The 21915-nt window shown below is 69.3% G+C and carries 19 protein-coding genes; 5 read left to right on the top strand and 14 right to left on the bottom strand.

All coding sequences use genetic code 11. The features are described from left to right. Positions 1 to 2: 2 nt before the first annotated feature. The 3 genes from VES41_RS17005 to VES41_RS16995 form a co-directional block, all read right to left on the bottom strand. Complete coding sequence (locus VES41_RS17005) at positions 3 to 1013, bottom strand: ABC transporter substrate-binding protein (RefSeq protein WP_324819398.1); 1011 nt, start codon at positions 1011 to 1013, stop codon at positions 3 to 5. A 71-nt stretch (positions 1014 to 1084) separates the two neighbouring features. After that, the gene (locus VES41_RS17000; protein WP_324819396.1) at positions 1085 to 1891 is read right to left on the bottom strand and encodes an ABC transporter ATP-binding protein; all 807 of its coding nucleotides are present in this window, start codon (positions 1889 to 1891) and stop codon (positions 1085 to 1087) included. Further along, the gene (locus VES41_RS16995; RefSeq protein WP_324819394.1) at positions 1888 to 2655 is read right to left on the bottom strand and encodes an ABC transporter permease; all 768 of its coding nucleotides are present in this window, start codon (positions 2653 to 2655) and stop codon (positions 1888 to 1890) included. Before VES41_RS16995 ends, VES41_RS17000 begins: the two co-directional genes overlap by 4 nt. A 95-nt stretch (positions 2656 to 2750) precedes the next feature. On the opposite strand from VES41_RS16995, the gene VES41_RS16990 reads away from it, so the two are divergent. The 5 genes from VES41_RS16990 to VES41_RS16970 all read left to right on the top strand — a co-directional run bounded on the left by VES41_RS16990 (position 2751) and on the right by VES41_RS16970 (position 9026). Next, the gene (locus VES41_RS16990; RefSeq protein ID WP_324819392.1) at positions 2751 to 3485 is read left to right on the top strand and encodes a GntR family transcriptional regulator; all 735 of its coding nucleotides are present in this window, start codon (positions 2751 to 2753) and stop codon (positions 3483 to 3485) included. Next, positions 3482 to 4657, top strand: a complete 1176-nt coding sequence (locus VES41_RS16985; RefSeq protein ID WP_324819390.1) for a mandelate racemase/muconate lactonizing enzyme family protein — start codon at positions 3482 to 3484, stop codon at positions 4655 to 4657. The genes VES41_RS16990 and VES41_RS16985 overlap by 4 nt, the downstream gene beginning before the upstream one ends. A gap of 199 nt (positions 4658 to 4856) precedes the next feature. Next, positions 4857 to 5693, top strand: coding sequence for a hypothetical protein (locus VES41_RS16980; RefSeq protein ID WP_324819388.1), 837 nt, complete (start codon positions 4857 to 4859; stop codon positions 5691 to 5693). A 172-nt stretch (positions 5694 to 5865) separates the two neighbouring features. Further along, positions 5866 to 6702, top strand: coding sequence for a hypothetical protein (locus VES41_RS16975; RefSeq protein ID WP_324819387.1), 837 nt, complete (start codon positions 5866 to 5868; stop codon positions 6700 to 6702). Beyond that, positions 6699 to 9026 carry a zeta toxin family protein gene (locus VES41_RS16970; protein WP_324819385.1) on the top strand — a complete coding sequence of 776 codons (2328 nt, stop codon included), beginning with the start codon at positions 6699 to 6701 and terminating at the stop codon, positions 9024 to 9026. Before VES41_RS16975 ends, VES41_RS16970 begins: the two co-directional genes overlap by 4 nt. Before the next feature lie 109 nt (positions 9027 to 9135). Here the strand turns inward: VES41_RS16970 and VES41_RS16965 are convergent, their stop codons facing one another. The 11 genes from VES41_RS16965 to VES41_RS16915 all read right to left on the bottom strand — a co-directional run bounded on the left by VES41_RS16965 (position 9136) and on the right by VES41_RS16915 (position 21902). Then, the gene (locus VES41_RS16965; RefSeq protein WP_324819383.1) at positions 9136 to 10056 is read right to left on the bottom strand and encodes an NAD(P)-dependent oxidoreductase; all 921 of its coding nucleotides are present in this window, start codon (positions 10054 to 10056) and stop codon (positions 9136 to 9138) included. A 77-nt stretch (positions 10057 to 10133) separates the two neighbouring features. Further along, positions 10134 to 11189, bottom strand: a complete 1056-nt coding sequence (locus tag VES41_RS16960) for a LacI family DNA-binding transcriptional regulator (protein ID WP_324819381.1) — start codon at positions 11187 to 11189, stop codon at positions 10134 to 10136. 28 nt (positions 11190 to 11217) lie between these two features. After that, entirely contained in the window at positions 11218 to 12198 is a 981-nt protein-coding gene (locus VES41_RS16955) for a D-glycerate dehydrogenase (protein ID WP_324819379.1), read from the bottom strand. Between the two features lie 55 nt (positions 12199 to 12253). Next, positions 12254 to 13210 carry a sugar kinase gene (locus VES41_RS16950; protein ID WP_324819377.1) on the bottom strand — a complete coding sequence of 319 codons (957 nt, stop codon included), beginning with the start codon at positions 13208 to 13210 and terminating at the stop codon, positions 12254 to 12256. Between the two features lie 10 nt (positions 13211 to 13220). After that, positions 13221 to 13988 (bottom strand): sugar phosphate isomerase/epimerase family protein, encoded by a 768-nt coding sequence (locus VES41_RS16945; RefSeq protein ID WP_324819375.1) that lies wholly within the window; start codon positions 13986 to 13988, stop codon positions 13221 to 13223. Between the two features lie 50 nt (positions 13989 to 14038). Next, positions 14039 to 14806: an amino acid ABC transporter ATP-binding protein gene (locus tag VES41_RS16940; protein WP_324819373.1), complete on the bottom strand. Its 768-nt coding sequence runs from the start codon at positions 14804 to 14806 to the stop codon at positions 14039 to 14041. A 31-nt stretch (positions 14807 to 14837) separates the two neighbouring features. Next, a complete protein-coding gene (locus tag VES41_RS16935) occupies positions 14838 to 15629 on the bottom strand; it encodes a transporter substrate-binding domain-containing protein (RefSeq protein ID WP_324819371.1) in 792 nt (263 codons plus the stop codon). Between the two features lie 52 nt (positions 15630 to 15681). After that, the gene (locus VES41_RS16930) at positions 15682 to 16335 is read right to left on the bottom strand and encodes an amino acid ABC transporter permease (RefSeq protein ID WP_324819369.1); all 654 of its coding nucleotides are present in this window, start codon (positions 16333 to 16335) and stop codon (positions 15682 to 15684) included. A 21-nt stretch (positions 16336 to 16356) separates the two neighbouring features. Further along, positions 16357 to 17028, bottom strand: coding sequence for an amino acid ABC transporter permease (locus tag VES41_RS16925; RefSeq protein ID WP_324819367.1), 672 nt, complete (start codon positions 17026 to 17028; stop codon positions 16357 to 16359). 133 nt (positions 17029 to 17161) lie between these two features. Continuing rightward, entirely contained in the window at positions 17162 to 18520 is a 1359-nt protein-coding gene (locus tag VES41_RS16920) for a tRNA-dihydrouridine synthase (RefSeq protein ID WP_324819365.1), read from the bottom strand. Continuing rightward, complete coding sequence (locus VES41_RS16915; RefSeq protein WP_324819363.1) at positions 18513 to 21902, bottom strand: AAA family ATPase; 3390 nt, start codon at positions 21900 to 21902, stop codon at positions 18513 to 18515. Before VES41_RS16915 ends, VES41_RS16920 begins: the two co-directional genes overlap by 8 nt. Positions 21903 to 21915: the final 13 nt, after the last annotated feature.

Genomic DNA, 21915 nt, shown 5'->3' with positions numbered 1-21915 from the left:
CGTCATGCCTTGACCAGGCTGGTGAACAATGCCGGGTCGAAGTACTGGCTGGCCTTCAGCGGGTTCTGGATATTGGCGTTGCCGACGAAGAAGTCCGTCACCTGCTGCAGCCAGTTCGTGACGGTGCCGTCGGCATACTTGGCGCGCCATTCGGCCGACGAGTAGTACTTGCTGGCCTTGAACTGCTCCTTGAACTGGTCCAGCGGCACCTCCTTGTACTGCGACTTCTGCAGTGCGGTGGCGGCGCCGTCCGGGTCGTTGATCATGCGTTCGTTCGCCGGCAGCCAGCCGGCGATGAGCTTTTGCAGCACCGGCTTGTTCTTCTCGTAGAAGTCGTTGCGCGCGGCCCAGCCGCCGACGATGGCCGCCTGCGGGAAGAAGGCCGAGGCGTCGATCAGCTTCGTCGCGCCGGGCACCTTCGCGCGCACCGTCGTGTCGAACGGCGACCACAGCGCCACGGCCGGCACCGCGCCCGAGATGAAGGACGTCACCGCCTCCGACATGCGCTGGTTGACCAGGCGCACGTCCTTGGCCGGGTCGAGCTGGGCCGAGCGCAGCGCCCGGTCGAGGAACACGTGCGCCGTGGTGCCCGTGGTGGTGGAGATCTGCTTGCCCTTGAGGTCGGCCAGCGTCTTGATGCCCGAATCCGGGCGTACCCACAACTGCGCCGTGGCGTACTCGATGTTGTTGATCAGGAAGACCTTGCCCTGCCCGCGCGCTGGGAAGTTCGACAGCACCGCGCCGGTGGCCAGCACGTCCAGGCTGCCGCCCACCATGGCCTGGAAGATCTCCAGGCCGGTGGTGAACTGGCGCAGCTCGAGCTCGAGCCCCTGCTTGGCGAAGGTGCCCATTTCCTGGCCGAGCCAGATCTGGCCGTCCACCGCCGGCGTGTGCAGGTAGCCGACGTTAACCTTGGTGCGCGCCTGTGCCCAGGCCGGCAGCGCCAGGCTGGAGGCCGCGGTGGCGGCCAGTGCGGCACCGCCGCGGAGGATGCTTCTGCGTTGGAGAGACATGTCGCGTTTCCTTTCGAGCTCGACCAAGAATCAGACATCCGGCGCGGGTGGCGCCGGGACAACGAACCGGTTCAATCGGACAGGCGCACCTGCTGCTTCGACTGCGCGGCGTACTCCTGCATCACCAGTTCGCGGATCTGCGCGCGCAGCTGCGCGAAGCGCGGGTCTTCGTGCACCGCCTCGCCGCGCGGATAGCCGAACGGGACCTCGATCACCGTGCGGATGCGCGCCGGCCGCGCCGTGACGACCACGATTCGCGACGAGAGGTAGATCGCCTCGTCCACCGAGTGGGTGATCAGCATCACCGTCTTGCCTTCGGCCTGGAGCACTTCCAGCAGCAGGTCCTGCATGGCGCTGCGGGTCTGCGCGTCCAGTGCGCCGAAGGGCTCGTCCATTAGCAGGAACTCTGGCCGGACCGCGTAGGCGCGCGCCAGCGCCAGTCGCTGCCGCATGCCGCCGGACAGGTGCTTGGGATGGTGGTCGGCAAAGTCGGCCAGGCCCATCAGGCGCATGTAGCGGTCGATGATCGCGTCGTGCTCGGCCCGGGGCGTGCGGTTGGCCGACAGGCGCAGGCCGAAGGCGATGTTCTGCCGCACCGTCAGCCATGGAAAGACGCCGTATTCCTGGAAGATCACGCCGCGGTCCGGCCCGGGCGCCGTGACCGGCTTGCCGTCGAGCAGCACACGCCCCTGCGTGGGCTGCACGAAGCCGGCCAGCATGTTCATGAGCGTCGTCTTGCCGCAGCCGGACGGGCCGATGATCGAGACGAACTCGCCCTGGTGGATGTCCAGCGAAAGGCCGTCGAGCACGCGCATCGGGCCCTGCGTGGTGGGGAACTCGACCACCACGTCCTCGAAACGAACGCGCGGCGCGGTCATGCCAGCCTGTCCTGCCAGGCCACCATGCGCCGGGTGGCGGCGCGCAGCAGCAGGTCCATCGCCAGGGCGATGAAACCGATGCAGATGATCCCGACGTAGATGATGTCGAGCTGGAAGAAGGCCGAGGCGTTCTGGATCAGCGCCCCCAGCCCCTGCTGCGCGGCAATGAGTTCGGAAGCCACCAGCGTGGCCCACGCCACGCCGAGCGCCACGCGCACCGCGGTGAGGATGTGCGGCACCGTCAGCGGCACGATGACGCGGCCGAATATCTCCAGGTCGCTCGCGCCGAGCGTGCGCGCAACGCGAACGTAGATCGGGCTGATCTGCGCGATGCCCTCGTACATGACGATCACCCCCGCGAAGAAGGACGCGTAGAACAGAATCACCGTCTTGGCGATCTCGCCGATGCCGAAGTAGACGATGACCAGCGGGATGAGCGCGATCGGCGGCAGTGCACGGAAGAAGTTGATGACCGGGTCGATGAACGTGCGCACGCCGCGATACCAGCCGAGGCAGAACCCCACCGGCACCGCCGCCAGCGTGCCCAGCGCCACCCCGATGAACACGCGCTGGGTGGACATGAGGATGTCCATGGGCAGGCGGTCGCCCATGAGCGAGACGAAGCGCTCGGCCACCTCGTGCGGCGCCGGTACCAGCGCCGGGTTGACCAGCCCGCTGTAGCGCAGGCCATACCACAGCGCCAGCAGCACCAGCCATGGCAGGACGATCAATGCGATTCGGCGTGGCGCCGTGCTGCGGGGCATGAAGTGGAGTCTCCTGTGCAAGGGTGGCGCCGCGGCGTACCCTTCTGCTATATTGAGCTAAACGTACTGTAGACCATACCTTTAGAACATCGCCTATGGCAAGTGCGGATTCCCCCCGATTCGGCGACAGCCCCATCCCGCGCTACCTGCAACTGGCCGAGCTGATGCGCCAGCGAATCGCCCGTGGCCAGTGGCCGCAGGGCCATCGCCTGCCCTCGCTGGACGAGCTCGGAAGCGAGTTCGGCGTCGCCCGCGTCACGGTGCGCCAGGCCGTCGACATGCTCGCGCGCGACGGGCTGCTGTCGCCGCAGCAGGGCCGGGGCACCTTCGTCACCGGCCAGCCGAGCGACCGCTGGCTCAGCGTACAGACCTCGCTTGCCTCGCTGGCGCGCATGTATTCCGACACCGAACCGCAGATCGTCAACATCGACGAGTCGACCACCGCGCCGGCGCTGCGCCCGGGCGAGGGCCAGGCGGCCGATCGCTACGTCTTCATGCGGCGCGTGCATTCGCGCCAGGGCCAGCCCTACTGCGTGATCAACATCCACCTGGCCGAGCCGGTGTTCCGCCGTTCGCCCCGGCGCTTCCGGGACGAGCCGGTCATCCCCATCCTGGTGGGCCTCAAGAGCCTGCGCATCGCCAAGGCGCACCAGGTGCTGACCATCGGCACCGCCGACATGGAGGTCGCGCGGCTGCTCGACGTGCCGGTCAATTCGCCCGTGGCCGAAGTGCGGCGCATCTTTCGCGACGACACCGACCGCGTCGTCTACCTCGGCGAAGTCACCTACCGCGGCGACGCCATCCATGTCGAGATGAACCTCCTGCCATGAACGACACCGCCGCCGCACCCGTCGCCCTGCCCCGCGCGCCGCTGCGCATCGCCAGCGTCGAGGCGCACGTGTTCCGCTACCCGGTGCGGGTGCCGGTGCGCACCTCGTTCGGCACCATGACCGACCGCCCGGCCCTGTTCGTGCAGGTGCGCGACCAGGACGGCGCCAGCGGCTGGGGCGAGGTGTGGTGCAACTTTCCGGCGTGCGGCGCCGAGCATCGGGCACGGCTGGTGCGCACCTGCATGGCGCCGCTGCTGGAAGGCCAGGCATTCGACGGCCCTGCCGCGGCCTGGGATGCATTGACGCGCCAGACCGCCGTGCTGGCAATCCAGTCGGGCGAACCCGGCCCGATGGCGCAGGCCATTGCCGGCATCGACCTGGCGCTGTGGGACCTGGCCGCCCGGCGTGCCGGCCAGCCGCTGTGGCGCTACCTCGGCGGTCGGCAGGCGCGCATTCCGGTGTACGCCAGCGGCATCAACCCCCAGGGCGCGACGGAGATGGCGCAGCGCATGCGTGCGGCCGGCCACCGCGCGTTCAAGCTCAAAGTCGGCTTCGGCGCCGCGCGCGACATCGACAACCTGCAGGCGCTGCGGCGCGAACTCGGCGACGCGGCGCCGCTCATGGTCGACGCGAACCAGGCCTGGACACTGCGGGAGGCCCTCGACATGGCACCCCGCCTCGCGCCATTCGGCCTCGGCTGGCTCGAAGAGCCACTGCGCGCCGACCGTCCCTGGTCCCAATGGCAGCAACTTCGCGCCCAAGCCCCGATGCCGCTGGCCGGCGGCGAGAACCTGGCGGGCGATGACGCCTTCGACGCCGCCATCGCGGCGAACGTCTTCAGCGTCATGCAGCCGGATGTCGCCAAGTGGGGTGGCATCTCGGCCTGCTGGCCGGTAGTGCAGCGCGCCCTTGCCGCGGGCCTGCGCTATTGCCCGCACTACCTCGGCGGCGGCCTCGGCCTGCTCGCGTCGGCACACCTGCTGGCTGCCGCCGGCGGCGACGGCCTGCTCGAGATCGACGCCAACGACAACCCGTTGCGCAGCGCCCTCAGCCCGGGCCTGTCGCGGATCGACGAAGGCTGGGTGACGCTGGACGAGACACCCGGCATCGGCGCGCCCGACGATGTGATCGGCGTGGCGGCGTCGGTGGCGGCGCCAGTCGCCGTGCTCTGAACAGTCCGGCGGTGGATGACAACCATCCACGAAGCAAAGCCTGGCTTGCAGACGCTTCTGAAAAGCAACGATTGTTGGCGAATCCTGGAATTTCTGCCGCGCAAGCGCCTGGGTTATAACGCCCGGCGCGAGCGCAAGCCCGGCCTCGAAGCCTGGCACGCATGCGTTGCATCGCTTTGCAATTCAGGGGGCCACAAGAATGAACATCGCAGGGAGGGCCGCGCTCGCCGCAGGCCTGTTGCTGCCGGCACTGATCGCTGGCGTCTATGGCGCCGGATGGCTGGTCATGTGGCTGCTCAACGTGCCCGGGCGGCTGGACGCCCTGACCTACTGGCACTACGCACAGAGCATCGACCTTGCAGCCTTCCAGCCCTTCGCCGACAAGATCAGGCTGGCCGGCTACATCGGCTTTGGCGTGCCGCTGCTGGTATGGGTCGGCACGGTCGTCGCCTTGCTTTGGGGATTGCGCCTCGATGACCTGTTCGACCTCTCCGAGCCGACCCGCCCGAAGCAGGAGGGATTTGTCAGTGGCACGGCGCCCGTACAGCAGACGCCAGTGAATTTGCGGCGGCCGGGTGGCGGCCCGCATGGCGAAGAGGCGCAGAGAGTCGTTCGGTTCCACGACGCATCCCCGACGCGCTCTGCAGATCACGCCGCGGACTCTCGCAAGCGGCAACCCGCACGCACAAGTCTTGCCGCGCCGACTCACCTCCCGCCGGTGCCGCCAGCGCTGCGAGAGATGCTAAAGGACTACCCGGAACATATCGAAGAAATCCAAAGGAGCCTGAACGACGTGGCGGCCAAACCGCTTAAGGGAACGCCCGTCTTCGAGCAAGCGCTTTGGGCGCTGGAAGGGGCGTTGGGCAGCTTTATCGACGAGGCCCAGGAGGAACTCAGACTCGCCGAAGCCAGTGGTGACCCGCAGGCAATTGAGAACGCAAGGCAAAAGAGGCACCTGATGTTTGATGCCCGCGGCGAGCGCGACTGGGATGACCTCTGGGAGTTCTTTGAAGGAAACCGGGGGGCTTCTGCTTGAGCGCAAAAGCCTGGCTTGCAGACGCTTCCGAGAAGCAGCAACGATTGTTGGCGAATCCTGGAATTTCTGCCGCGCAAGCGCCTGGGTTATAACGCCCGGCGCGAGCGCAAGCCCGGCCTCGAAGCCTGGCGCGCATGCGTTGCATCGCTTTGCAATCCAGGGGGCCACAAGAATGAACATCGCAGGGAGGGCCGCGCTCGCCGCAGGCCTGTTGCCGCCGGCATTGATCGCTGGCGTCTATGGCGCCGGATGGCTGGTCATGTGGCTGCTCAACGTGCCCGGGCGGCTGGACGCCCTGACCTATTGGCACTACGCACAGAGCATCGACCTTGCAGCCTTCCAGCCCTTCGCCGACAAGATCAGGCTGGCCGGCTACATCGGGTTTGGCGTGCCGCTGCTGGTGTGGGTTGGCACGGTCGTCGCCTTGCTTTGGGGCTTGCGCCTCGATGACCTGTTCGACCTCTCCGAGCCGACCCGCCCGAAGCAGGAGGGATTTGTCAGTGGCACGGCGCCCGTACAGCGGACGTCAGTGAATTTGGGGCGGCCGGGCGGCGGCCCGCATGGCGAAGAGGCGCAGAGAGTCGTTCGGTTCCACGACGCATCCCCGACGCGCTCTGCAGATCACGCCGCGGACTCTCGCAAGCGGCAACCCGCACGCACAAGTCTTGCCGTGCCGTCACACCTCCCGCCCGTGCCACCAGCGCTGCGAGAGATGCTCAAGGACTACCCGGAACATATCGAAGAAATCCAAAGGAGCCTGAACGAAGTTGCGGCCAAACCGCTTAAGGGAACGCCCGTCTTCGAGCAAGCGCTTTGGGCACTGGAAGGGGCGTTGGAGAGCTTTGTTAGCGAGGCTCGTCAAGAAGTCAAACGCGCCGAAGCCAGCGGTGACTCGCAGGCAATTGAGAAAGCGAAGAGACGAGAAATACTTATGCATCATGCATGCATGCAGTGTGACTCGAATGGCCTCTGGGAGTTCTTCGAAGGAAGCAAAGGGGCATCCGCATGAGTGCAAAAGTCCATCGTCTTCCTGCCGCACAGCACCACGCGATTCTCAGAGACGTCGTCCTTGCAGATCGGCAATTCACTGACGCGAATCGACACGAGCGCCCCCAAGCCGTCATCCTGGCAGGACAGCCCGGCGCGGGCAAAGGTGGACTTGCGAACGCAGCACAGCGTGAACTCATGGACGATGTCGTCTCCATCGATCCTGACAAGCTACGCGGGCGTCACCCCCACGTCGACGAACTCCGCCAAACTCATCCCTACACTTGGTCCTTGCACACCCAGCCCGACGCCAGGAAATGGGCCGAGGAGTTGCTGGCGGCGACCGTCGCCGACAAGAAGAACCTCATCTTCGACACCACGCTGGGCAACGGCAAGTCGGCGGCGAAGCTGATCCAGGATCTGCAGGCCAGGGGCTACGCAGTCGAAGTGCGCGCCGTCGCGGCTCATTGGCTGGAAAGCGAACTCGGCGTCGATCAACGGTTCTCCAAGCAGCTTGATCAACGAGGCTACGGCCGCCACGTCCCCGAGTTCGCCCGCGATGCCCTCTACGGCAAGCTGCCCGCCAGCCTGGACACGGTGCATGCGCAAACCCATGCGCCAATCCGCCTCTTCAACCGCGAAGGCGACGTGCTGTACGACAGCCGCCTGGACGCGCACTTGCCCAGCGCTGCGCTGGAGCAGGCGCGCGAGATGCGCCTGGCCGATCCCTCCATCACCCGCCGCCTGCGCGACGGCTGGCGCGAGCAGCAGGACTGGCACCGCCAGCTGCCGCGCAACCAGAGGGTCGCGCCGCCGACCCGCGAACATCTGCTGACCGAGCGCAGCGACGGCGCCGTGGTGCAGCGCCTCGAAGGCGAATTCCCCAGGGTCACCGAGATCGACCACGTCACCCGCATTCGCCCCACCCGCATCCGCGCCGGCGGCACGCTGGGCGTTGCCGGCCTGGCGCTCGATGCCTATGACGCCGTCGACACCGTCCGCACCGCCGGGCGACTACGCGAACAAGGCAATGCCACGGCGGCGCAGGCGCAGATCGAACGCTTCGGCTCCCGCAGCCTCGGCGGCTGGGGCGGCGCCGCTGCCGGCGCCACGGCCGGGGCCATGCTCGGCGTGGAGAGCGGCCCCGGCCTGCTGGTCACCGGCGCGCTTGGCGGCGTGGTCGGCGCGGTGGCCGGCGACAGGATCGCCACCTGGCTCGACGAGCGCCGCATCAACCAGCAGCACGATGCCCTGGGCAACACCTGGACGTTCGATGCGCAGCATGGCTGGGCACGCCGGCTGCCGAACGACAGCGTGCTGCGCGCCGACCCGGCCCTGGCCGATCGGCTGACGCACCAGGCTTCGCGCACCGCGATCGAGCTGGCGCTGGGTGCTCCGCCCGCTTCGCGCGACCCGTACACCCTGCCCGCCCAGGCGCAGGACACGCGCAGCGTGGTGGCGCGCGATTGGATCCGCCGGCCCGACACGGGTGACTGGAAGCGAGAGGTGGTCGAGCAGTTGCTCGAACATGGGCTGAAGGCGAGCCACTTGGAAACCGCCCGCCCAGGGCGCGCAGCGCAATTGGATGCCGCCGCCCAAGCCATCATCGAGCGCAACGCGGCCCAGACACCGGCGGCCATGGCCGAGCAGTACCGGGCCGCGCATGCGCGCAATGGGTGGTCTCAGTACGCGCCGCTGCCCGACGCCGTGACCCACGCGCTGCACCGCCCCGGGCGCCTCGTGGGCTCGGACGGCAACCTATACGAGCGCAGCGTCGAGGGCAACTGGGTGAGCGATGGCTGGCTCAATGACAGCCAAGCCCGAGGCAATCTGCGCAATGAATTGGACGCCACCTATCGCGCCTGGCAGCGGGGGCGGCAGATTGAAATACCCGGCCACCAGGTTTCGGCGGGAGGCTGGTCGACGCGGACAGCGGACATGGCAAATGCCATGAGCACGAGACCGCTGGACGGCGGCGGCTTGGGCGAAGCAAGGCATCCCCGCCACCCGCACCACCCCCAGCATGCGCTGTACCAGGAGCTCCACGCCCGCGTTCCCCAGGCTACTGAAGAGCGGCTGCTTCAGTTCGCGGCGGCGTGCCACAAGGAGGGCATGACGGCCCGCACGCTGGGCAGGATCCACGCGAGCGAGGACCACGCCGTTCTCACCTTCACCTCGACGTCGATGCGGAATTCCCGCGTCGTTGTGGACAGCCATATTCCCGCACCGCCGGCAGAAGCGTCGATCCAGGACATCGAGCAAACCAACCAGCGCATCGAGCAGGTCCGCCAGCAATACATGTCGCGCAACGCCGCGCGCAGACAAGGGCACGGGATGGTGATGTAGACATGGACGCGCACAGCCCTTCGTCCCGCCCGCAATCAAGTGGAATGCTGCCGCCCGATGCACCCGCGTTGGCCGGCTCCTGCCAACGCCAGTGGCGCAGGGCGCAGACCTACCCCTTCGGACTCTGAGCGGGCGGCACCGTGCCGTCCTGCGCCAGCACCGCCACCAGTTCCGGCACGAAGCGCTGCGGGCCGCCGCGTTCGACCGCGCCGGCATAGGTAGCCAGCACCGCGTCGGCAATGGCGCGCGCTGCCTGCGCGCCACCGGCCATCTCGGCGTAGTAGCCCAGGTCCTTCTGCGCGTTGGACATCGCGAAGCGAAGCCCAGCGGGGTCCTGCTGCGTGATGAACGACTTGAGACGCTCCAGCGCGACGCCGCCGCCGCCGCCCTTGGCCAGCACGTCGACGAACACGTCCGCATCGACCCCGGCGCGCTGCGCGCAGGCGGCAGCTTCGGCGATCAGCGCGACCGTGCCGAGCGACACGTAGTTGTGCAGCAGCTTCATGCCGTGGCCGGTGCCGATCCCGCCGGTGCGGGTGATGTTCTCGGCAAAGCACGACAGCAACGGCCGGCATTCCTCGAGCAGCGCGGCGTCGCCGCCCACGAGCAGGTTCAGCCGTCCCTCGGCGGCCTCCTTCGGCGTGCGGGTCATCGGCGTGTCCAGGAAGCGGCCGCCTGCCGCGTGCACCGCCTCGGCCACGCGCTGCGTGGATGTAGGAATGGCGGTGGAGCAGTCGATGACGATGGTGCCCGGCTTCATGCCCTGCAGCAGGCCGCCCTCGCCCAGCACGATGGCCTCGACCTGTGGCGAGCCGGTCACGCACAGGATGATCACGTCGGCACCGGCCGCGAGGTCGGCCAGGCTCGCCACGCTCCTGGCGCCCGCGGCCTTCAGCGCGTCGAGCGGCTGGTTGCCCGGATGCTCCAGCACGGTCAGCGGATAGCCATGCCTGGCGATGTTGCTGGCGATGCCGTGGCCCATCAGGCCGATGCCGACCATGCCGATCGAAGGTTTGCCGTTGCTGCTCATGGCGCTGCGTCTCCTGTTGAATGTTTCGATGATGGCCGCATTCTCGCGCGACGCCATGGCGGCACGCAGGCCGGCGCCTATGCGCTCGACGATCCCCGGCAGATCAGCTCGCCCGGCAGCAGCAGTTGCCGCGGCGGGCCTTCGAACCCCTGGAGCCGCTCGATCAGGCAGGTCGCCGCCGCGTGCCCGATGGCGTCGGTCGGCTGCGCGATGGTCGACAGGCCCGGCCCGATCAAGGCCGACCACTCGGTGTCGTCGAAGCCCACGAAGCCGAGTTCGCGCGCGAACTGCCAGCCCAGCCGCGTCACCGCCGCGGCCACGCGCAGCGTGACCACCGAGTTGCCGGCGACCACCGCGGCGCGGCGGCCGCGCCCTGCACGGCGCTTGAGCGCCTGCAGTGCGGCGTCGAGTTCGGCCAGCGCCTGGGGCTCGTTGTCCTCGCGGCTCTCGAACACCTCGCCGGCCACGCGCGGGCCCAGCGTCTTGACGCATTCGCCGAAGGCGGTGATGCGCTCGCGCCGCGAGCTCACGCCCCGACTGGGCTCGCTGATGTAGAGCAGCTCGCGGTGGCCGCTGTGCGCCAGGTGGTCGCACACCTGCTGCATGGCCGACACGTTGTCCAGCGAGACGAAGTCGGCTTTCATCGCGGGGTGGCGCCGGTCGACCAATACGGCCGGCTTGCCGTGCAGGGTGTCGGCGTCCACCGCCGAGGCGCCGCGCCCGAGCGTGTTGAGGATGAAGCCGTCGACCTGGTAGCGGGCCAGCGCCTCGATGGCTTCGCGCTCGCGGCTGCCGTCGTTGCCCAGGTTGAACAGCATCACCAGGTAGCCCGCCTGCTGGCACGCCTTCTCGGCACCGCGCAGCACCGCGACCGAGAACGGGTTGCTGACGTCCGCCACCACCAAGCCGATCAGGCGGGAGCGTCCACGGCTGAGGGCTTGCGCCATCGGGCTGGGGGCGTATTGCAGCGCCAGCACCGCGGCCTCGACCCGCGCGGCGATGTCGGGGCTGAGCAGCCGGTCGCGATGGTTGAGAAAGCGCGAGACCGTGGCCTTGGAGACGCCGGCGGCCGTGGCCACGTCGGCAATGGTGGCGCGCCCCGGCGCGCGTCCGACCGATTGGCGCGTGCTCATCGGCTGCTGGCAGGGCTCGCAGGTTTGCTCATGCGGCACCCAGGTCGTAGGGCGCGGCCGGCTGGCGCCCGGCCAGCACCGCCAGCAGGTTGTCCACCGCCAGCCTGGCCATCGCGTGGCGCGTCTCGTGCGTGGCCGAGCCGATGTGCGGCAGCGGCGTCACGCGGGCATGGGTGCGCAGGGGAGATTCGGCCGGCAGCGGCTCGCGCGCGAACACGTCCAGTCCGGCAGCGCGCAGGTGGCCGCTGTCCAGCGCTGCCAGCAGCGCCGGTTCGTCCACGGTGGCGCCGCGCCCGCCGTTGATGAACACGGCACCGGGCTTCATCTGCGCGAACAGGCCGGCGTCGACCATGCCGCGCGTGCTGTCCGACAACGGCAGCATGGCAACCACGAAGTCCGACTGCGCCAGCAACTGGTCCAGCGGCCTGTGGTGCGCATGGCCCTGCAGCGCCGGCGCCTGCACCGCCAGGTCCACGGGGCGGCGCGTGTGGTAGAGCACCGGCATGCCGAAGCCCAATGCGGCACGCCGCGCGATCGCCTGTCCGATGCGGCCGAAGCCCAGCAGCCCCAGCGTCTTGCCGTGCACGTCGAAGCCGAACAGGTCTTCGCCGATGTTCTTCTGCCAACGTCCCTCGCGCACGAGGTTCGACAGCTCCACCACGCGGCGGCTGGTTGCCATCAGCAGCGCGAAGACGGTGTCGGCCACCGTCTCGTCGAGCACGCCCGGCGTGTGGCACAGGACAATGCCGCGGCGGTGCAACTCGTCCAGCGCATAGTTGTCCACGCCCACCGACACGCTCGAGACCACCTCCAGCTTGGGCGCGCGGTCGAGCACCGCGGCGTCGATCGGAAAGCTCGAGCCGATCAGCCCCTGCGCCTGCGCCAGCGCGGCGTCGAACGCGGCGCGGTCCTTCTTCGGGTCGGCCTGCACCACGGTGTGCTCGGCCTGAAGCCGCGCCAGCTGGTCGGGAGGCAGTTCGCGGAAGACGAGGATGTTCTTGCGAGTCATGTGCGGATGCCGTTGCCGGCCGAGTGTCGGATTCTGGTTGCGGACGGCCCGTGGGTCACAGCCCCGCTGCCTGGAGTTCGGCGCGGCTCGGCAGGCCTTCGGTGTCGCCCAGCACCTGCACCGCGCGCGCGCCGATCCAGGCGCCGCGCCGCACTGCCTCGGGCACCGGGCGGCCCTCCAGCAGCGCGCTGATCAGGCCGGCGGCGAAGCCGTCGCCGGCGCCCACGGTGTCGATCACCTCGCGGACCGGGAAGGCCGGCACGCGGCCGGTGCCGGCGGTGTCGCTGTCGAAGTAGGCGCCGTCGGCCCCGAGCTTGATCGCCACCAGCCTGGCGCCGCGCTCGCGGTAGAAGCGGGCGATGGCCTCGGGCGTGTCGAGGCCGGTGAGAAAGCGCCCTTCCTCGATGCCCGGCAGCACCCAGTCGGCCTGGCGTGCCAGGTCGTTGAGCGTCTCGCGCATCAGCTCGGGACTGGCCCACAGGGTCGGGCGCAGGTTGGGGTCGAAGGAGATGGTGCGGCCGGCCGCGCGCATCACCTCGAGCGTCTTGCGCGCCGCCGCCAGCGTGGTGGCCGACAGCGCCGGAAACACGCCGGTCGCATGCAGGTGCCGCGCCGAGCGCAGCCAGGCCTCGTCCACGTCCTGCGGGCCCATCAGGCTGGCGGCCGAGCCCTTGCGGTGGTATTCCACAGGCGGGTCGCTGCCGTCGGTGACGCGGCCCTTGAACTGGAAGCCGGTGCGCTGCTGCGCATCGCACACGACGTGCGCGCAGTCGATGCCTTCGGCCCGCATGCTCGCGAGCAGCGAGCGCCCCATCGAATCGGTGCCCAGCCGGCTCGCCCAGCCGACCTTCAGGCCCAGGCGCGACAGGCCGATGGCCACGTTGGTCTCGGCGCCGGCGGTGCGTTTGTGGAACGACTCGGCGTTCTCGATCGGGCCCGGGCGGTCGGCGACCAGCAGCAGCATGGCTTCGCCGAACAGGGCGACATCGAAGGCGCAGGCGTCTGGGCTCATGGGTGCAAGGTCAGGAAGAAGTGGTGGCGCGCAGGGTCTTGATGCGCTGGACTTCGGCGCGGGTCGTGGCCAGCAGGTCGTCGCCCACGAGCGGGTATTCGATGCCGTGCGGCACGTCGCCCGGCAAGGCGCGCAGCACCGCGCGCCATGGCGCCAGCGATTCGACCATCGGCACCGCGACCCACTTGGCGGGCAGCCGCTGCACGCCCTTGCAGTGCACGTAGCGCACGCGCGAGGCCAGTGCCCTGGCGGCCTCCAGCGGCGACTCGCCCTGATGGTGCCAATTGCCCATGTCGAAGGTCATGCCCAGGCGCAGGCCGACCGCGTCGGCAGCACCGAAGAAGTCCTGCAGCGCAGCCAGCGTGCCGCCGGTCTCGGTCTGGTCGTTCTCGATCAGCAGCTCGACCTTGGCGTCGCGCAGCAGCAGGGCCAGGTCGTTGAGGGAATCGCGCCGCTCGATGCGGAAGCCGCCCAGCGACATCTTCAGCACCGGCGCGCCGAGCGCGGCCGCGCGCACAAGGCCGCGCTGCAGCGCTCCGCCGTCGAGATCGCCGTCGGCCGTCCACAGGCCCAGGGGCTCGGAATAGACGCCGGTGAACGGCGCCATCAGCGCCAGCTCCTTGTGCAGGTCGTCCTGCGGCGCGGCCGGCAGCAGGTCGCCGCGGACCTCGACGCCGTCGGCCCCGGCTTCGGCGGCCAGCCGCGCGAACCAGGGTTGGCCGTGCCGGCCGACTTCCGCGTTGCCGAAGGCATTGAGGGCGATGTAGACAGGCGTCATTGGCAGCTCCTGCGAAAAGCCGGGCGCGTCGTCGGCCCGGCGGATGAAGATCAGTGGGCCTGGTGCGAACTCAGGATCTGTCCCAGGAACTGGCGCGTGCGCTCGTCCGTGGGCTGGCTGAAGAACTCCTGCGGGGGCGCCTGCTCGACGATGCGGCCCTCGGCCATGAAGATCACGCGGTCGGCCACGCTGCGGGCAAAGCCCATCTCGTGCGTCACGCACAGCATGGTCATGCCGTCCTCGGCCAGGCCGATCATGGTGTCGAGCACTTCCTTGACCATCTCGGGGTCGAGCGCGGAAGTGGGCTCGTCGAACAGCATGATCTTCGGGCTCATGCACAGCGCGCGCGCGATGGCGACACGCTGCTGCTGCCCGCCCGAGAGCTGGCTCGGGTACTTGCCGGCCTGCTCGGGAATGCGCACGCGCGTGAGGTACTTCATGGCGACCTCCTCGGCCTGCTCGCGGCTCATGCCGCGCGAGCGCATCGGCGCCAGCGTGCAGTTCTGCAGGATGGTCAGGTGCGGGAACAGGTTGAACTGCTGGAACACCATGCCAACCTCGGCGCGCACGGAGTCCACGTTCTTGCCACCGGCCGTCAGCTCGATGCCGTCGACCACGATCTTGCCCTTCTGCACCTGCTCCAGCCGGTTGATGCAGCGGATCAGGGTGGACTTGCCCGAGCCCGAAGGGCCGCAGATCACGATGCGCTCTCCGGCGCGCACCGACAGGTCGATGTCGGTCAGCACCTGGAAGCTGCCGTACCACTTGTTGACACCGTCCATGCGGATGATGGTGTCGCCCATCGCGTGCGTGCTCATGCGCGTCCCTTCGTGCTTGCGTCGTGCCGTGTCAGAACTTCGGGAGATCGGTGCCCAGCCACTTCTGGTAGAGCTTGTTCAGCTCGCCGTTGGCGCTGTTCTTCTCGATGAACGCATTCACGTTCTTGAGCAGGTCGTCCTGGCCCGGCCGCATGGCGATGCCCATGTTCTGCTGCTTCAGGGTGAACTTGTTCTCGAACGTGCCGGCCGGCACGCGCTTGGCGATCTGCGCGGCCACCGTGACGGAGCAACCGATGGCGTCGACCTGGCCCGACATCAGGGCCTGCATGGCCGAAGCGTCGTCGTCGAAGCGGCGGATCTCGGTGCCTTCGGGCGCCGACGCGGTCACCACCACGTCCTGCGTACTGGCGCGCGCCACGCCCACGCGGTGGCCCTTGAGGTCGCCCGCGGCCTTGATCGGCACGTCCTTCTTGGCGTACAGCACGATGGTGGCGGCCGCGTAGGGCTGCGAGAAGGTCACCTGCTTGGCGCGCTCCGGCGTGACCGCCAGCGAGGCCACCAGCAGGTCGACCTTGTTGGTCAGCAGGAAGGGAATGCGATTCGGGCCGGTCACCGGCACGATGTTCGCCTTGACGCCCCAGTCCTTGGCGATCAGCTTGGCGACGTCGGCGTCGTAGCCGTCGGGCTGGTTCTGCGCGTTGGTGGTTCCGTAGGGCGGGAAGTCGACCAGCATGCCGATGGTCACTTCACCCTTCTTCTGGATGTCGGCCAGCGACTGGGCCTGGGCCTGGACGGCGCCGAACACGAAGGCGGCGCCGGCCAGGGTGGCCAGCACGTTGCGGCGGCTGAGGATGGAAGTCATGTCGAAGTCTCCTGCGTTGAAATGGGATAAGTGAAGAACCGAACCTGGCGCGTCAGCGCGCGAGCGCGCGGGCACGCTTCTTTTCCATGCGCGCGGCCAGCAGCGAGAGCGGCCAGCAGATGACGAAGTAGATGGCCGCCACCGTGGTGAACACCTGCAGCGGCTGAAAGGTCGCATTGTTGATGATCTGGCCTGCGCGCGTGACCTCGGTGAACCCGATGATCGCGGCCAGCGAGGTGCCCTTGATGATCTGCACCATGTACCCGACCGTGGGCGGCAGCGCGATCCGGAAGGCCTGCGGCAGCACCACGTCGCGCAGGCGCGAGACGTAGCCCAGGTTGAGCGCGTGCGCCGCCTCGGTCTGGCCGTGCGGGATGGCCTGGATGCAACCGCGCCAGATCTCGCCCAGGAAGGCGCCGGTGTTGAGCACCAGCGCCACCCCGGCCGCCACCCACGGGTTGATGTCCAGCCCGATCACCGGCGCACCGAAGAAGATCAGGAACAGCTGCAGCAGCAGCGGCGTGCCCTGGAAGATCTGGATGTAGACGGCCGCCACCCACTGCGCCGCCGCGCTCTCGGAGGTGCGCGCCAGCGCCACCAGCAGGCCCAGCAGCGACCCGCCGACGAAGGCGATGGCCGACAGCGCCAGCGTCCAGCGCGCCGCCTCGACGATGAACATGAACTCGGCAAATCCGAAGGTCCGCATGGTGCTTTTCTCCTTGCGCGCCTAGCGGCGATCCGGGTAGTCCAGCGCGTGCCGGTAGATGGTCTTGAACAGCAGCGAGAAGGCCAGCGCCAGCGCCAGGTAGATGCCGGTGACGACGATGTAGATCTCGAAGCTGCGGAAGGTCTGCGACTGCAAGGTGGCGGCCACCGACGTGAGGTCGTCGGCCGAGATCACCGACACCACGGCCGAGCTGAGCATCAGCAGGATGAACTGGCTGGTCAGGGCCGGATAGATCGCCTTGAGCGCCGGCTTCATGATGACGTAGACGAAGATCTCCCAGCCCTTGAGGTTGAGGGCCCGGCCGGCCTCGATCTGCCCCTTGGGAATCGACTCGATGCCGGCACGGATGATCTCGGTGGCATAGGCCCCGAGGTTGATCACCATCGCCGTCAGGGCCGCGGTGTAGGGCGACCAGCGCAGGCCGATGGCCGGCAGCGCGAAGAAGAAGAAGAACAGCTGCACCAGGAACGGCGTGTTCCGGATGACCTCGATGTACGCGTTGATCAGGAAGCGCAACCACGACGGCCCAGAGGTCTTGCCCCAGGCGCAGACAATGGCCACGATGAGGCCCATCGCAGTGGCGGCCAGCGAGAGCTGGATGGTGATCCAGGTGCCCTTGAGCAGCAGTGGCCACGCGGCGAACACCGCGTCGAACTGGAACTGGTAGTTCATTGGCGTTGTTGATCCGAGGCGCGCCGGGGCGCCGTTGGTAGGCCGGGACGTGTGTCTCCGTTCGCGTCGGGCCGTCGTTCGGCCCGGGAGCCCGCACTCTATCTGAAACCGGTTTCAGGAGGTGTCGGGGTTTTTACTTACTGTCCGGAACGTCGCCTGCATTGAACGCCGCGATGGCCGCGACCATCGCGCTGTCCGAGGCAAATCGCGTGCGGTCATAGCAGCCCAGCGGGCTGGTGGCGGTGCGGCCGACGCACTTGTTGCACTGCGTGCATGGCGCCAGCCGTGGCGGCTTGAGCGCCAGCATGTCGCCGACCAGCCCGGGGTCGGCAATCAGGGCGCGGGCCATCGAGACCATGTCGCAGGACTGCAGCGCGTTCTCGATCGTGGCGCGGTCCTGGATGCCCCCGTTGCAGATCACCGGAATGCCCACGCGCTGCCTGATGGCGCTGGCGTACGGCAGGTTCACCGCGCGGCCGGCTTCCCAGCCGATGTTGGTCAGCCAGTCCAGCAGCCCGGTAGGCGCCAGGTGCGCCAGGGCCGCGCGGGCGGAAGCCTTGCCGCTGAGGTGCCGCACGGAATCGAAGAACATGCGCACCTCCTCGAACGGAAAGCGGCCGGGCACGTCGTGCGGGTTGGGAAAGCCGAAGCCCGCGGTGACATGCAGGAAGTCCGCGCCGAGTGCTTCGAGCCGCTGCGCATAGCTGCCCATCTGCGCCAGGTCGTTGCCGAGCCGGCGCTCGACCGGCGCGAAGTGCCACGGCAGCCTGAGCAGCCACAGCGCCAGCGGGTCCTGGTTGTGGTCGACCGCCGAGAGCCGCACGCCGACCAGGTAGTCCGGACCGACCGCTTGGCGCACGGCCTGCATGATGCATTCGAGGAATCGGAAGCGCTTGTCGGCGGTGCCGCCCCATTCGTCGGTGCGCGTGTTGATGCCCGGGTTGAGGAACTGGTGAATCAGGTAGCCCTTGGCCGCGGTGATCTCCACGCCGTCGGCGCCGGCCTCGCGTGCGCGCGCCGCGGCAGCGGCGTAGTTGGCGATCGCCGTCTCGATCTGCGCCTGCGACATCGCGCGCCGGCGGTTCGCGTACCCGAAGGCAAGGTCGATGCCGTCGGATGAACTGAGCCCGTCGGTGTCCTCGGGCAGCAGGCTCGAGTAGGTGGTGTAGCCGGGGTCGCCGATCTGGATGATGTACGGTGTGGCGCCGTCGCGCCTGATCTGCGGCAGGTAGCGCCTGAGCGCATTCACGTGTGCGGGCAGCGCGATCGACGGGTACTGCAGCGGCGACAGCCGGGACTGGTCCACGTGGAAGGTGGTGGAGACGATGCCGCCGACGCCTCCCTCGGCGAACCGCTTCTCGAAGTTCTTCCACACGTCCGTCACGCTGCCGTCGATGTTGCAGTTGCGCCCGCCAATGCTCGACCGCAGGACGCGGTTGGGGAACCGCACCCCGCGGATGAGCAGCTCGCTAGCGATCGGGTCGTCAGGCATGGTCGGCTCCTTGCGCTGGACTGGTCGACATCAGGTGGCGCTCGATGAGCGCATCGGCGGCCCGAAGGTCCTCGGTGTCCGCACCCTCGGTGACTTGGCCACGCGCCGGCAGCAGCACGGCCCGCGCGCCGCCGGCATCGCCCAGGCGCAGCAGCAGCGACGCCAGGCTGGTCGCCGACCGCAATGCCAGGCCATGCGCCCGCTGCTCGCGCGCAAGCGACAGCGACGTCTCCAGCGCGGCCTTGGCGTCCTGCGCACGGTCCATGCCGTCCATGAGCAACACTTGCGCTTTCGTGCGCCAGACCTCCGGTGCCCATTGGCGTTCGCCCTTGCGCTCGATCGCCTCGATGGCGCGGTCGATCACCTCGAGCGCCTGCGGCCCCCTGCTCAGGCCGGCATGCCCGAGCGCCATGATCGACAGCAGCCAGGGCAGCCCCAGGTGCGCCCCCTGCGCCTCGAACTCGCGCAATGCCTGTTGCGTCTGCGCCAGCCCCTGCGCGTACAGGCCGGACGCGATCAGCCGCTGCCCGCGCAGCACCCTGGCGCAGCTGCCGAGGTAGACCAGGCCGTGCTCGGTGGTGACGGCCACGAGTTCGTCGAGCGGCGCGTCGAGCGCCTCGTACCGCCCGCAGCAGGCGATGGTGGCGCACGAGAAGAACTGCGCCATCGCCAGCGCCAGCGGCTGGTTCAGGGTCCGGGCGGTCGCCACCGCCCGCGCGCCGCACGCCAGCGCCGAATCGGGCCGCCCCAGGATCCACAGCACCCACGTCAGATGGCTCCAGGCATTGACGCCCGGATCGATCTGCAGCGCCAGCGCGGTGGCGTCGCCGGCATGCGGCTGGTAGAGCGACACCGCGCGTTCGAGTCCCTCGCATGCGGCCGGGAAGTCGCCGCGCCAGAACGACATGACGCCCAGCATCCAGTCGCCCAGCACACGTGTGTCGACATCGTCGGGGCGCGATTCGACCAGTCGCATCACCTCCACGCCCTGCCCGTGCGCCGAGTCGAGTTCGCCGCGAGCGTAGTAGAACGAGAACAGCCCGCGGCGGACATCCACCACGCGCTGCGTATCGCCCAGCCGCTCGCACAGCTGCAGGGCCCGCGCGAAACTGCGCTCCACCCGGATCGACGCGAACCCGTGCACCGCCCGATGAGCCGTGCCTTCGATCATCGCCAGCGCCAGTTCGACCTGGTCGCGCTCGGCGCCTTCTTCCACGGCGGCCAGTTGGGCCAGTCCCGCGCCCGTGTGGCCCAGTGCCTCCAGGTTGGCCCAGCCGTCCAGACTGCGCTTGGCCGCGAGCGCGCAGAACCGGGCGGCCGCCAGCGGCTGGCCGCCGAGCGCAAGGTGGTGCGCGATCAGCTCGGGCTGGGCGCCAGGGCCGTCCGCGGCGGCGTGCGCCAGCAACGACCCGGCCCGCAGGTGCAACGCCTGGCGGCGGCTGCGCAGAAGGCTGGCGTACGCGGCCTCCTGGACCAGCGCGTGCTTGAAGGAGAACGCCGCATGCGGCGCCTCGCCGCGGCCGAACACCACCTGCGACGCGGTCAGGATCTCCAGCGCCGCGTCCAGCGGCTGCGGCTCCAGGCCGCACAGCTGCGCCAGCCCGTCGCGGGTGAACTCGCGACCGAGCACGGCCGCGACCTGGGCCACCTGCTTGGCGCCACCCAGGCGATCGAGCCGCGCCATGAGCGAATCCTGCAGGGTCAGTGGCACGCCCGCCGGGGTGCTCGCCGGCTGTGGCGAAGCGTGCGCCGGGTGATCCTCGCCCAGCGCCGAGCGCGCCGCCCGGTCCGGTTCGATCGCCTTGGTGAACTCCTCGATGAACAGCGGCACGCCGTCGGTCAGACGGACGATCTGCGCGATCAGAGCGGCGGTCGGCGCACTGCCGGACAGGAGGCTGCGCGCCATGGCCGCCGCTTCGTCGGCGCCCAGTCGCTCCAGGCTGATGCCGGCGACGTGACCGAGGCCTACCCAGGGCTCGGCCAGTGGCACGCGCGATGTAACGACCAGCACGCAGCGCGCACCGGATGCGCGCCGCGCCAGGAGGTCGAGCAGCTCCATCGACGTCGGGTCGATCCAGTGCGCGTCCTCGACCAGCACGAGGCACGGCGCCTGCCGGGCCGGGCCGAGCAGCCACTCGGCCAGGGCGTCGAGCGTGTGCGTCTTGACCTGCCGCGCCGTCAGGCGCAGCCGCGGGTAGCGCGCGTCGTCCGGCAGCAGCAGCATGCCGGCCAGCAGGGCGACGCGGCGCGCGAGCCGCGCGCTCTCTGCCCGGCCGCCCGGCGGCCCGGCGCCGCCCAGCAGCCGGGCGAGCTTGTCGAACTTGCGCGCATCGCCGTCCCCGGGCTCGAACTGCGCATCGCGCTCGATGCGCTGGATGAACGGGTACAGGGGCGTGTTGGAATGGAAGGCCGAGCATTGCAGGCGCGTGATGCGCGCGCCCTGCTGGTGCGCGCGGTCCGCCAGCAACTCGGCCACCCGCGACTTGCCGATGCCCGCCTCCCCCGTAAGCAGCAGCACCTGGCCCTCGCCACCGCAGGCGCGCCGCCACAGCGCCTCGCCCAGGTCGATCTCGTCGACCCGCCCGACGAAGGGTGTCATGCCGCGCCCGCGCACGGCGTCGAAGCGGCTTTCGCTCACCGTGGCCCGCAGGGCGCGCCAGGCACGCACGGGATGCTCGAACCCCTTGAGCGCATGGATGCCGTGGTCCGCAAACTCGAACCGCCCTTCCACCAGCTGGCGCGTGCGCTGGCTGATGACCACCCCGCCAGGTGCCGCCAACGCCTGCAGCCGGGCGGCCAGGTTGACCGATTCGCCGACCGCGGCGGCCTCCTTCGAAGCGCCCTCCCCGATCCGGTCGCCGACGATCACCAGCCCGGTCGCGATGCCGATGCGCACCCCCGGCGGCGCGACCGTCGGCGCGGCTGCCCTTTCACGGTGCGCCGCGACGATCTCCAGGGCCGCGTGGACCGCACGCGCGGCGTCGTCCTCGTGCGCGGACGGATACCCGAAGTACGCCAGCACGCCGTCGCCGACGTAGCGGGCGACGTAGCCGTCGTAGCGCTCGATCAGTCGCCGCGTGGTGTGCTGGTAGGCCAGGATGATTTCGCGCACGTCCTCCGGATCGAGTTGCTGCGACAGCGCGGTCGACCCGACCAGGTCGCAGAACAGGGTGGTGAGCTGGCGGCGCTCGGGGCCTGTCGCCGGGCCGTCGGCCGACGGCGTGTCGGCATCGGCGAGCTGCCGACCGCAATGTCCGCAGAAGCGGTCGCTGCCCAGTGTGGCGCCCTGGCAGGCCGGGCAACGCCCCGGCAGCGCGTTGCCACAGGCGGCGCAGAAGCGGCTGCCCGCGCGATTGGAGCGTTGGCAGCGCGGGCATTCCATGCCTGTCTCCAGT

The organism is Variovorax sp. (assembly GCF_035634955.1).
Classification (GTDB): domain Bacteria; phylum Pseudomonadota; class Gammaproteobacteria; order Burkholderiales; family Burkholderiaceae_C; genus Variovorax.
The sequence above is the reverse complement of the archived record's forward strand: the minus strand, read 5'-3'. Positions and strand labels throughout refer to the sequence as shown.

Bases quoted from the DNA above. Each gene is read 5' to 3' on its own strand.
- VES41_RS17005 (WP_324819398.1), bottom strand. From the start codon at position 1,013: ATGTCTCTCCAACGCAGAAGCATCCTCCGCGGCGGTGCCGCACTGGCC.
- VES41_RS17000 (WP_324819396.1), bottom strand. From the start codon at position 1,891: ATGACCGCGCCGCGCGTTCGTTTCGAGGACGTGGTGGTCGAGTTCCCC.
- VES41_RS16995 (WP_324819394.1), bottom strand. From the start codon at position 2,655: ATGCCCCGCAGCACGGCGCCACGCCGAATCGCATTGATCGTCCTGCCA.
- VES41_RS16990 (WP_324819392.1), top strand. From the start codon at position 2,751: ATGGCAAGTGCGGATTCCCCCCGATTCGGCGACAGCCCCATCCCGCGC.
- VES41_RS16985 (WP_324819390.1), top strand. From the start codon at position 3,482: ATGAACGACACCGCCGCCGCACCCGTCGCCCTGCCCCGCGCGCCGCTG.
- VES41_RS16980 (WP_324819388.1), top strand. From the start codon at position 4,857: ATGAACATCGCAGGGAGGGCCGCGCTCGCCGCAGGCCTGTTGCTGCCG.
- VES41_RS16975 (WP_324819387.1), top strand. From the start codon at position 5,866: ATGAACATCGCAGGGAGGGCCGCGCTCGCCGCAGGCCTGTTGCCGCCG.
- VES41_RS16970 (WP_324819385.1), top strand. From the start codon at position 6,699: ATGAGTGCAAAAGTCCATCGTCTTCCTGCCGCACAGCACCACGCGATT.
- VES41_RS16965 (WP_324819383.1), bottom strand. From the start codon at position 10,056: ATGAGCAGCAACGGCAAACCTTCGATCGGCATGGTCGGCATCGGCCTG.
- VES41_RS16960 (WP_324819381.1), bottom strand. From the start codon at position 11,189: ATGAGCACGCGCCAATCGGTCGGACGCGCGCCGGGGCGCGCCACCATT.
- VES41_RS16955 (WP_324819379.1), bottom strand. From the start codon at position 12,198: ATGACTCGCAAGAACATCCTCGTCTTCCGCGAACTGCCTCCCGACCAG.
- VES41_RS16950 (WP_324819377.1), bottom strand. From the start codon at position 13,210: ATGAGCCCAGACGCCTGCGCCTTCGATGTCGCCCTGTTCGGCGAAGCC.
- VES41_RS16945 (WP_324819375.1), bottom strand. From the start codon at position 13,988: ATGACGCCTGTCTACATCGCCCTCAATGCCTTCGGCAACGCGGAAGTC.
- VES41_RS16940 (WP_324819373.1), bottom strand. From the start codon at position 14,806: ATGAGCACGCACGCGATGGGCGACACCATCATCCGCATGGACGGTGTC.
- VES41_RS16935 (WP_324819371.1), bottom strand. From the start codon at position 15,629: ATGACTTCCATCCTCAGCCGCCGCAACGTGCTGGCCACCCTGGCCGGC.
- VES41_RS16930 (WP_324819369.1), bottom strand. From the start codon at position 16,335: ATGCGGACCTTCGGATTTGCCGAGTTCATGTTCATCGTCGAGGCGGCG.
- VES41_RS16925 (WP_324819367.1), bottom strand. From the start codon at position 17,028: ATGAACTACCAGTTCCAGTTCGACGCGGTGTTCGCCGCGTGGCCACTG.
- VES41_RS16920 (WP_324819365.1), bottom strand. From the start codon at position 18,520: ATGCCTGACGACCCGATCGCTAGCGAGCTGCTCATCCGCGGGGTGCGG.
- VES41_RS16915 (WP_324819363.1), bottom strand. From the start codon at position 21,902: ATGGAATGCCCGCGCTGCCAACGCTCCAATCGCGCGGGCAGCCGCTTC.